This window comes from Streptomyces sp. NPDC059037, from assembly GCF_042740015.1.
Taxonomy (GTDB): Bacteria; Actinomycetota; Actinomycetes; order Streptomycetales; family Streptomycetaceae; genus Streptomyces.
In genome coordinates, this window is sequence record NZ_JBHYIG010000072.1 from 23911 (window position 1) to 33774 (window position 9864).

Below are 9864 nucleotides of genomic sequence, written 5' to 3' on the forward strand. Positions count from 1 at the left end.
AGTCGCGTGCCGCCGAGGGCTCTTACGTTGCCATCCGTCCAGCTGCCCCCAGCAGTAACGTCCGGTGACGCTACGTTACACCCGATAACGGGCTTGTCGGCCCAAATTCGCGGGGGTGCGAACTGGCCCCGGACCTTACCGGCGACGCTGTCACCTGAAACCGCGATCGCCGGCATCACCGCCCACGGTTGGGGCCCGCGAAAAGGCCCTGACCGCGCTCAGAGCTGGCGACGCGGCTGAGAGGTTCGTGCGGCTCGTCGGCGATGATGATGGAACCCCATGCGGGGCCTCCCGACCTGCCCAGTGCGGAGCGATCAGCCAGCGATCCGGAACAGATCTATGATCCGATCCGTGGCAGTCGACAAAGATCTGATCAAGGCTGAACGTTCCGCCGAGGAAGCACGAGCCGGACTCGCAGGCCTCGAAGGCGAGGAGCACCGGGCTCAGTGGAATCTGTGGCTGGAGAAGGCGACTGAGTTCCAGGCCGCCGTCACCAAGTACGCGCAGGAGACCGGACAGCCACGCAACGAGGTCGAAATGGCAGTGAAGAAGGCCGTACGGCACGCCGAGGAGGACCCGGTCGAGTAGTCGGCGCCTGCGGCTACTCGGAGCGCATGGCGACGGTGAACAGGACCTCGCGCGGGTCGACCTCATCCGGGAACGGGACGCCATGACCGTTGACGCAGGTGAGCGTCACGGGGGCGGTGTCGTCGTTCAGGTCGCCGCCGATCCTGTGGGAGTGAGTGGCCTGGCAGGTCGGGCAGGTGACCGTGGTGTGGTCGTGGCCGTGGGTGATCCGCCCGTGGATGGTGATCTCGACAGTCGTGTCCCGTCTTAGTTGATCTGGTTCCGAGTCGGCCCGTTGACCTGCGGCGACCAGTTCAGTCGAGACGCGGGGGTGACGGGAATCTCAGGGGATGTGGTCCCTGGCGAACAGATGGCGGATGCGGTCTCAGTTGATCTGGTCCGGCTCTGCGGTTCCGAACTGATGCCACGCCTGTGTCGTCAGCCACTCTTGGTAGTCCTTGAAGATCTCGGCGAGTCCGTTCGGTTGTTCTCGTGCGTCGAAGAACTCGCCGAGGAGCCGGTGGAGTGTGATCACGGCTTCGGTGTCGGCCTGGGCGGTGAGTGGGTGGACCCAGCCTCCGGGAGTGAGGTGCCGGATGAGAACGGGCCAGGTGGTCGTGGCCCCGGCCGAGGCGGACGACGAGCCACTCCTGGAACCCGGAGAGCATGTTCCATGAGTTCCCGGCGTCCAGCCCGAGCACGAAGGCACTCATCGTGGCGAAGGATGCATCGAGGCCGTGCCGGGCGGGCTCTCGCCGAACCGCGGTCAGAAGCGCCCGGTATTGCTTGAACACGGCCCTGTGGAACGTCTGTTGAGTGGTGGCGAGGTAGTTCCCCGGGGCCCGTTCGAGGTGATGGGTCAAGGTGTCCGTGGCCATGAGCGGATGGGCGGACATGTAGCGGTGCAGTTCCTCACGGTCCAGGGCCCGCCGCCACCCGTGCCTTCGATCAGGGTCCGACGGTGGGCCGGGAGCGGATGCGGTCACCATCGTTTGTCAGCCTCCTTGAAGGGATCGAAGACGCCGAGCGGGATGACCTTCGCGATCGCCTCGTCCTGCTGGTCGTCTTCCTCCTCCGCGTCGTGGGGTTGTGGGTCGTCCCCGCCCGCTGGTGTTGTCTCGGGGACGGGCGGTCGCTGCCTGGGACTCTCGGCGGCGGCTCGGGTGCGGGCGGCGACCCTTCGCTCGCGCCGGGACGGTCGCGCTGCCCTGTCGGAGCTTTCGCTGTCGGGGCCTTGGCTGGCTCTGGCGAGGAGATCGGCGACCGCCTGGGCGATCTGCATCTCGCTGGGGTCCTTCTCACCGCGATGCCGCAGGTCGGCGGCGGCGTGGTCCCAGGCCAGGTCGCCGAACGGCTGCGGGACGCTGCCCAGGTGCTTCCAGGGGACCGGGATCCAGCCGCCCTCCCAGTGGTTGCGGATCCAGATCCAGTTGGCGTCGTAGGGGTCGCGGTGGATCTCCCAGAGATCCCGCTTGCGGGTGACTCCGGAGGGCTGACGCCGCAGCGGACCCAGTTCCGCGCAGTCGTAGATGCGGTGATTGATCTTGATGCCGTAGGAGTTGACGGCCCGCCAAGTCGCGGGCAGCAGCTCGACGAAGTCGTCGCCGGTCAGGGCGAGAGGGACGTAGCCGGAGCTCTCGATGAGGCTGGCGTACTTCTGGTTCGGCGTGAAGGTGCGGCCGGGACTGCCGGGGTCCCTGAGCCCGTCATGGTGCCTGGTTTGCCACTTGGCGACGAGCCATTCGTCCAGAAGCTCCTGGATCTCCAGCATCGACCACAGCGGCTCGTCCTCGACCCGCCGGCCGCGATGCTCGGCCGTGCGGCCCAGGTGACCGGGGAGGAACTGGCAGAACAGGGTGGCTACTGATTCAAGTGTGCGTTCGATGTGAGGTTTCTCCGCAGGCGAGCGGGGTGGCAGGGCTGGAAATTGATCTCCAGGGTCCGGCAGGCGGCGCGGAAGTTCTCCGAGATGAACGCCTTGCCCCGGTCGCAGACGATGGTCTCGGGGATGATCACCGGCCGGGCGGCCGCGTGCTCCAGGCGCTCGTCCAGCGTCAGCAGCCTGCGGTGCGGCAACACCGAGCGGGACATCGCCAGGGCCTGTGCCCAGCCCGGCCGCATCGGCTCCGGCGTCAACGCGCGGGCCAGCAGCAGCGAAGCGTCCACCGACTTGGTGGTCGGCCGTACCACCGCGGCGGCGATGGTGCGGGTGGCGACGTCGACGAGACCGCAGAGCTCGACGCGGCCGGGCACCCCCTCATCGAGCCGGACCAGCACGTCCATGGGAGTGGAGTCGATCTGCATCAGCTCGCCCGGGGCCGCGACCTGCTCGTAGCGGAACGGACCTGCGGGCTGATCGGCCAACGACCGGCGGGTGCGGGCCGAACCAGTCACATTGACACCGCGGGACAACTTGCCAAAGAGCCGGTAGAACGTGGCCCGCGACGGCATCTCGATGGCGCCTTTGCCATGCTCGGCGGCCAGAATCTGCTCGGTTCGCCAGCGCGCGTACTCGATCGTGCGGGTGGACGCCTCCACACTCTCGGCGATGACCTGTCGGATCGCCGCCACGACGCGCTCATCCGCCTGGCCCAGCAGCGAGGCGTGCGGGGCGAGCCGACGGTCCACCACCGCCTCGACGCCGCCGGCCTCGTAACGCTGCCGCTTGCGCTTGACGGTCCGTGCGCTGATCTCCTCGCCCATCGCGGCCAGTTCGGCGGCCTTGGCCTGCTCGCGTTCCGCGAGCGAGCGGGTGCCCGGGTCGTACTCGGGCCGCGGACGAGCACCTGCCGTAGCGTCCGGCGGCAAGCCGGTCAGAAGCTCGACGATGTGCCGCTGCCACCACAGGGCGCGGTCCGCCACTTCCTCGGGCAGGTGTCCCAGCAGCGCGGCCGAGCCCAGCGCAGCCCGTTCACCAGTGCCGAGGACGGCGAAGTCCGCCGCAGCCTGGAGGTGAAGCTGGTCCACGAGCATGCCGGTGCCGTGGACATCGACCAGGCGGACCCGCATCCCGGTGAGCCCGACCACCGTGTAGGTGTGGTCCTGGAACCGGACACGGTCGCCCAGCCGCAGCCGCCCCGGACGCGCGGAGTTCACGGCCGCCCCTGTTCCGCCAGGCGGACGGCCGTTGCGGAGCCCAGCGGGGCCGAGACCAGATCTGCTGTCAGTTCGTGCTGCCAGAGCAGGTGATAGAGCACTGGCAGAACCGCCAACCGGTCTCCCACCTGCTCGGCCCCGGCGAGAAGCATCTGCGGCTCGCAGAACACCTCCCGCAGCCGGTCCGCCACCGGCCTCCGATAGCAGCGCGGATGGCGATAGCGGGCCAGCCAGCGCAGATTCGCCCGGAACGGCTGATCCAGGTCGCCGACCAGCCGGAACTGCCATCCCACCGACTCGCAGATCCGCGCGGTGACCGCGAAGACCTCAGCAGCCTCCTCGTCGACCAGTTTCTGCGGGCGGACATCGACAACCATGCCGGTCCCGTCAGCGAGCCGTGCGAAGTAGTCCGGGGTGTGCTCGCGATCCCGGTCGCCGTCCGGCCAGACCAGGCAGAAGGGCTGGGAAGCCAGAGCCACGACGGCGGGATCGAAGTCCAGGGCCATCGCGGCGTCCCGCTCCACCCACGACTCGTAGCCCACCAAAGACCGCGAAGTCACCGCCCAGTAGTCCCCCGTGAAGTTCTTCTGTCCCTTGAACGCGGCGAACTTCCTGGCAGGCGAGGTAAGTTCGAAGGGCTCACCCCAGTACCGGGCCAGCGGGCCGAGCCGACGAGCACCATCGGGACCGACGAACCCCACATGGACGTCGGCCGCGTACTCCCAGGCGGGTACCACCTCCGCAGGCTCACCCACGAGCACCTCCCCAGGCCCCTCACCCCGTACCGTGAGGGTGAAGCACCTCATGGAGCACCACAGCCTGTACGCAGATCGCGTCACCCCAACGAGCGACAACCCGTCTCAAACACCTCGGCGAACCACATCACCTGAGACCAGAAGCGAATCGAACCAGATCATCTGAGACGCGGACCAGATCACTGGATACGGGACAAGTCGGCATGCGGCGATCCTCCCGCGGGTGTGCGTCTTGTGCCGCCGAACCTTGAGCGATTGTCACTGAACTTTGAGTGGTGGTTGCCGGTTCCAGACCCTGAAGTGTGGTTTCGCGGCGAACGCCGCCACGGCTTCCGTGCGTTGGCCTAGCTTGCAGTGCCATGGACATCGAGCTGACCGACGAGGAGCACCTGCGGGCACTGGCCGCGCTGGAGGCCACTGTCGGAAACGACGACGACGCCTTGGCGGTGCTGACGGGCGGGATCGGCGAGCGCCCGCTGCCGGAACTGCTGGCCGCCTATGGGCAGCACACGCTCCACCGCATTCTGATCGCCGCATTCGGCATCGACGCCACCATGGACCACGACGAAACCGGCCGACTGGTCACAGAGATCAACAGTGATCCGATGGCCCGCATGGTCTTCGTCCTGACGGACGCCCTGCACAACCAGGCCGCACCCGCCGGCGACGACCCCGTCACCGCAAAGCTGATCGCCGGATCCATCCTGCTCGCCATCCACGCCTTCACCGACGCCGACAACGAGGACGCCCTGAGGCTGCTGCACGCGCTGCGCAACGAGGTCCTCCAGGCCGACTAAGCGGAGAACCGCTCAAAGTTCGGTGTCCATCGCTCAAGGTCCGGTGGCGAGGACAGTGTGCTCGCGACGGTAAGCCGCCACTCGACTAGACTCGAACAAGTGAACGAGTCTGCTCCGCTTACCCGCCTCGATCAGCTGCGCTTCGCCCGCCGCGTCGTCGAGCAGCAGGCCACACGCGCCCTCGCGGAGATCGACCGATGGATCGCCGACGAAGAACGCCGCGAAGCCGAGCAAGCCCGCCGCGAGGAAGCCCGCCCGCCTGTCCCGGACTGGATCGTCGAGCGAGGCATCGGGCACGGTGGCCCGCCCATCGAGGTGCACCGCGGAGACTGCGGCGCGGCAGGGAAACGGCGCACGGCTGTCAACCGCGACGAGGCGCGATGGGAGCTGGCTCGCGGCATCCGGGCCTGCATCCACTGCAGACCGGACACCGAGCTCGGCGTGCTGGAGTGAGCAGTGCTCGATCTGCGCCACCTGTTTCCTGATCCCGGAAACCTCTCCGCGCAGCCGCGCCGGGCCGCCACGATGAGGGGATGGCACACGATGACGATGACATCGCCCGGTTCGTCGCGGCGCACCCGACCCACCCCGGATTCACTGCCGCCCGGATGATCGACGTCTGGGAACAACGGATTTCCCTCACCGACGTGCAGGCCATCACCACAGACCGGGACGAGCGGGCGGAGCGCAGCGTCCTGGAGGATGCGGCAGCAGCGCGCCGCCAGTTGGTCGCCGCCACCCGGTGGGTGCAGGCACACCACGGCCAGGAGGTCGCGGACGCGTTCATCACGTACCTCGGCAACGCGTCTTCCGGGCGAGGTGAGAACGCCACCCCGCCCGTGCTGTGAAGCCGTCCAGCGTTTCAAGGGCGGAGTCGCCGCAGAGCATGCGCAGCCGCACGCTGGAGGTATGCCCACCGCCCCGATAGTCATGCATCCGCCGTCCGGCACGGGCGGCCGGCGGGTGACGGTACGCGGCGAGATCCTCGGCCTCGCGCACTCGGATCGTGACGTCGTCGAGTTCCTGCGCCGCGCTGGACTGCCGGACGCGGAGGGGCTGCTCGACGACCCGGCGTGGGTGCGGTGGCGGGGTGGGCGCGCGCACCACTACGAGGCGGCGTAGCGCCAGGTGCCGCGCCGGACCGGTGGACGCCGACGGCCGCGGGCGTGCGTGCCCGCACCGTCCGAAGGCCGCCTCGACGTAGCCGTCGGCGTCCCTCCCGGCCCTCGGCGGGCGTGCTCATGACCCGCCGGGGAGTCCCCGCGCGACGACCGGGCGCCCGGGGAGCGGCGAAAGGTATCAGATCCTCCCAGACCGGTGCTGAGCGCCCAGAGATCAAGAATCTCCCGCTGAAGATCAATCTCAGCGGAGGATTTGCAGCAAAGGTCCTATAGTGGCCGCCCCCGTCAGCAAGATCTCTCGAAATGGGCGGACATGATCGGCCTCACAGAGCTCGCCCTCCTCGCCGCAGCCGGGTACCGCGCAACCCAGCTCGTCCTCCACGACACGATCCTTGACGGCCCCCGCCGGAGCGTCTTCGACTGGCACGCCCGCAAGGAAACGTCCAAGACCCGCACGGCCGCCATCACGCTCCTCTCGTGCCCGTACCGCATGGGCTGGTGGCTATCCGGCCTGCCCCTCGCCGTCTGGCTGTGCGCCACCGACCAGTGGCACAACACCCCCTCGCTGCGCACGCCGTCGAATGGTTCGCCGTCGCCGGCGCGACCGTCCTCCTCAACCGCATCGACGACACCCTTGGACGGCTCACCCCATGAGCCCGAGTCGCACGATCACCGCGGCCGCCCCCCGGTACGTCGACCGCAAGGTCACGCGCGGAAAGGGCGCCCCCGACGGCGCCATGGCAGACCCGCGCCTGGCAGATGTACAAGGCCGTCCCGGAAGACCGGTTCGCGGCGATGTACATCGCCAACGCCATCTCCGGGGCGACGCTCTACGCGGCTCGCCGCGCCGACGACGGCACGATCGAAACCGCGCCCGACGGCCACCTCGAGCGGTGATTACTCGAACAGCGTGCCGACGCTGGCTTTCTCTGCATGACCCTCGCGTCATTCAACGCCTTTTTAATCACCTCCCCATTCCCATTCGACCACCCTTTTCAAGTAGACTCCCACTCGCTTCCGAGTCAATGGCGAGAAGGAGTCGACATGGTCGCTATCGTGGTCGCAGAGAAGCCGAGTGCAGCGAGGAACATGGCCAGCGCCCTCGGTGGGACGAAGGGCAGTTACAAGGGCACGGCCTACGAGGTGGCGAGCCTGCGGGGTCATCTCTATGAGTTCGCCCAGCCGCACGCGATGGTGGACTCCTCGCTCGCGGATGGCTATCAGAAGTGGGACCTGGGCAGCCTGCCGTGGAATCCGGAGGACCTGACGTGGAAGCGTGAGCCGCAGAAGAACGTCGCAGACGTCATCAAGGCTCTGCGTGCGGCGCTCGGGCGCGGTGCCGAGATCGTCATCGCCACGGACCTGGATCCGTCCGGCGAGGGCGACTTGCTCTTCTGGGAGGCGATCGACGAACTCGGCTTCCACGGCAAGAAGTTCAGCCGCATGGAGTTCACCGATGAGTCGAAGGCGTCGATCCAGAAGGCGTTCGAACAGCGCCGGCCGGTGAAGTCCATGCAGGACGAGGGCGATTACCGCAAGGCGCTGTACCGCTCGCAGTGGGACTTCCTCTCGATGCAGTTCACCCGTATCACCACGGCGATGGGCCGCCAGTCCGGCCAGGACCTGGTGCTGCGCCAGGGCCGGCTGAAGTCGGCGATGGTCTCTCTCGTCGGCGACCAGCAGAGGGCCTACGACGCGTACGTCAAGAAGCCGTTCTTCCAGAACCGCTTCCGCGACGAGAACGACGTCATGTACACCAACCCGGGCGAGCCGCGGTTCGATCAGAAGGGCCAGGTGCCGCAGCAGTACGGCCCCTCGCCTGTCGTCCTGGACGGCAAGGCGGACAAGAAGACCGCGCCGCCGAAGTTGCTCGACCTTGCCTCCCTGTCTTCGATGCTCGTTGGCAAGGGCGTGAAGGCGAGCCTGACGCTCTCGACCTACCAGAAGATGTACGAGGACCAGGTTGTCTCGTACCCGCGCACCGAGGACAAGACGATCACGCCCGAGCAGTTCAAGGACCTCGCGCCGCTGGTCGACAAGATTGCCTCGGTGGGCGGCGTCGACGCTGGGCTTCTGACGCACCGCCAGCCTCGTTCCACGCATGTGAAGCCCCAGGGCGCTCACGGCGCGAACCGTCCGGGCCAGAAGGTGCCTTCTTCGCTGGAAGAGGTCGAGCACAAGTACGGCAAGGCTGGGCGGCTCATCTACGAGATGCTCGCGAAGAACTACCTGGCCATGCTCGCCGAGGACTACCTCTACGAGCAGCAGAAGGGCCACGTGGAGAAGTACCCGGACTTCGTCGGCATCGCCAACGTGCCCAAGAGCCCCGGCTGGCGGGCTGTGTTCGATCCAGACGCCGGCGACGACACGACCGAGGGCGACGAGAACGAGTCCGGCAAGGGCCTGGGCCAGACCGCGGAGCCGTTCATCTTCGAGGGCGCGAACAAGCGCCCCGAGCATCCGACGATGAAGTGGCTGATGAAGCAGCTGGAGAAGCGCGACGTGGGCACGGGCGCGACCCGCACCTCGACGTACTCGGAGGTCACCAACGACAAGGCGAAGTACCCGCTGCTGACGGAGAAGGGTCGGAAGCTCAGGCTCGGGCAGGCCGGCGAGATGAGCTGGCGGCTCCTGCCGGGCACGCGCATCGGCGACCTCGGGCTCACCGAGAAGGTCTACGCCGACATGCGCGACATCGCCGCCGGGACGGCGACGGCCGAGGAGCGCCTGGCCGTCGTCGCCGACTGGGTGCGCGAGGACATCGTCACGATGGCGAAGAATGCTGCGTCCATGCGCGCCGAGCTGGGCCTGAAGGAGCAGGTGGTCGCTGCGCGCGCCGAGGGTGTGTGGCAGGCCGCTCCGGGCGGGCCGAAGAAGGTCGCCTTCAAGAAGATCTGGTCGGGCCACGAGTTCAGCGATGACGAGGTGGCGAAGCTGCTGGCGGGCGAGACGATCTCGTTCGAGGCCACGAACAAGGCGGACAAGCCCTACAGGGTCACCGGAGCGCTCGGCGTCGGCGACTACAAGGGCCGCAAGTTCATCGGGTTCCAGTTGGAGGTGCCGGACAAGCCGACGGAGTGGTCCAGCCGGACGTTTACGCCGGCGGAAGTCACGGCGCTCCTGGCGGGCCAGGCGCTGGAGATCGACGGCTTTGTCAGCGCGCGGACCGGCAAGACCTTCGGCTGCAAGGTCAGCTGGGACGCGAAGGCGAAGAAGGTCGTCCCCGATTTCGGCTCTGGCGACGAGCCGCCGCGCTCCTGGTGCCAGGTGACTTTTACCGATGCGCAAAGGCGTGACCTGGCGGCCGGCAAGACCATCCAGGGCAAGGGCTTCGTCTCGGCCAAGGGTAAGACGTTCGATGCCGCCGTCTCCTGGAAGGAGGAGGGCGGCAAGAAGAAGATCGTGCCGTCGTTCAGCTGACGCCCCATCGAGCAATGTCGAGGGGCCCCCCGGGGCCCCCCCCCGGGGCCCCCGCGCGCGGATACACCCACACCACAAAAAAATCATGTGTGTTTTTCGATTAACAAA

General features: G+C 67.6%; 11 protein-coding genes. 7 read left to right on the plus strand and 4 right to left on the minus strand.

What is annotated here, in order from left to right; genetic code table 11:
* The first annotated feature begins 351 nt into the window (after positions 1–351).
* Positions 352–588, plus strand: coding sequence for a hypothetical protein (locus ACFWY6_RS17415; protein ID WP_384690751.1), 237 nt, complete (start codon positions 352–354; stop codon positions 586–588).
* 364 nt (positions 589–952) lie between these two features.
* Here ACFWY6_RS17415 and ACFWY6_RS17420 read toward each other — a convergent pair whose 3' ends face one another.
* The 4 genes from ACFWY6_RS17420 to ACFWY6_RS17435 all read right to left on the minus strand — a co-directional run bounded on the left by ACFWY6_RS17420 (position 953) and on the right by ACFWY6_RS17435 (position 4418).
* Positions 953–1102, minus strand: coding sequence for a hypothetical protein (locus tag ACFWY6_RS17420; RefSeq protein ID WP_384690754.1), 150 nt, complete (start codon positions 1100–1102; stop codon positions 953–955).
* A gap of 447 nt (positions 1103–1549) precedes the next feature.
* On the minus strand, positions 1550–2338 hold the full coding sequence (locus ACFWY6_RS17425; protein WP_384690757.1) for a hypothetical protein: 789 nt from the start codon (positions 2336–2338) through the stop codon (positions 1550–1552).
* 89 nt (positions 2339–2427) lie between these two features.
* Positions 2428–3663, minus strand: coding sequence for a hypothetical protein (locus ACFWY6_RS17430; RefSeq protein ID WP_384690759.1), 1236 nt, complete (start codon positions 3661–3663; stop codon positions 2428–2430).
* Positions 3660–4418 (minus strand): TnsA-like heteromeric transposase endonuclease subunit, encoded by a 759-nt coding sequence (locus tag ACFWY6_RS17435; protein WP_384690762.1) that lies wholly within the window; start codon positions 4416–4418, stop codon positions 3660–3662. The genes ACFWY6_RS17430 and ACFWY6_RS17435 overlap by 4 nt, the downstream gene beginning before the upstream one ends.
* Positions 4419–4777: 359 nt before the next feature.
* On the opposite strand from ACFWY6_RS17435, the gene ACFWY6_RS17440 reads away from it, so the two are divergent.
* The 6 genes from ACFWY6_RS17440 (at position 4778) to ACFWY6_RS17465 (ending at position 9756) form a co-directional block, all read left to right on the plus strand.
* Positions 4778–5215, plus strand: coding sequence for a hypothetical protein (locus ACFWY6_RS17440; RefSeq protein WP_384690765.1), 438 nt, complete (start codon positions 4778–4780; stop codon positions 5213–5215).
* A 99-nt stretch (positions 5216–5314) separates the two neighbouring features.
* Entirely contained in the window at positions 5315–5668 is a 354-nt protein-coding gene (locus ACFWY6_RS17445; protein ID WP_384690768.1) for a DUF6233 domain-containing protein, read from the plus strand.
* An 80-nt stretch (positions 5669–5748) separates the two neighbouring features.
* Entirely contained in the window at positions 5749–6063 is a 315-nt protein-coding gene (locus ACFWY6_RS17450) for a hypothetical protein (protein WP_384690771.1), read from the plus strand.
* A 61-nt stretch (positions 6064–6124) separates the two neighbouring features.
* Entirely contained in the window at positions 6125–6337 is a 213-nt protein-coding gene (locus ACFWY6_RS17455) for a hypothetical protein (protein WP_384690774.1), read from the plus strand.
* Positions 6338–7095: 758 nt separating this feature from the next.
* Complete coding sequence (locus tag ACFWY6_RS17460; RefSeq protein ID WP_384690777.1) at positions 7096–7233, plus strand: hypothetical protein; 138 nt, start codon at positions 7096–7098, stop codon at positions 7231–7233.
* A 147-nt stretch (positions 7234–7380) separates the two neighbouring features.
* Positions 7381–9756 (plus strand): DNA topoisomerase, encoded by a 2376-nt coding sequence (locus tag ACFWY6_RS17465; protein WP_384690779.1) that lies wholly within the window; start codon positions 7381–7383, stop codon positions 9754–9756.
* Positions 9757–9864: the final 108 nt, after the last annotated feature.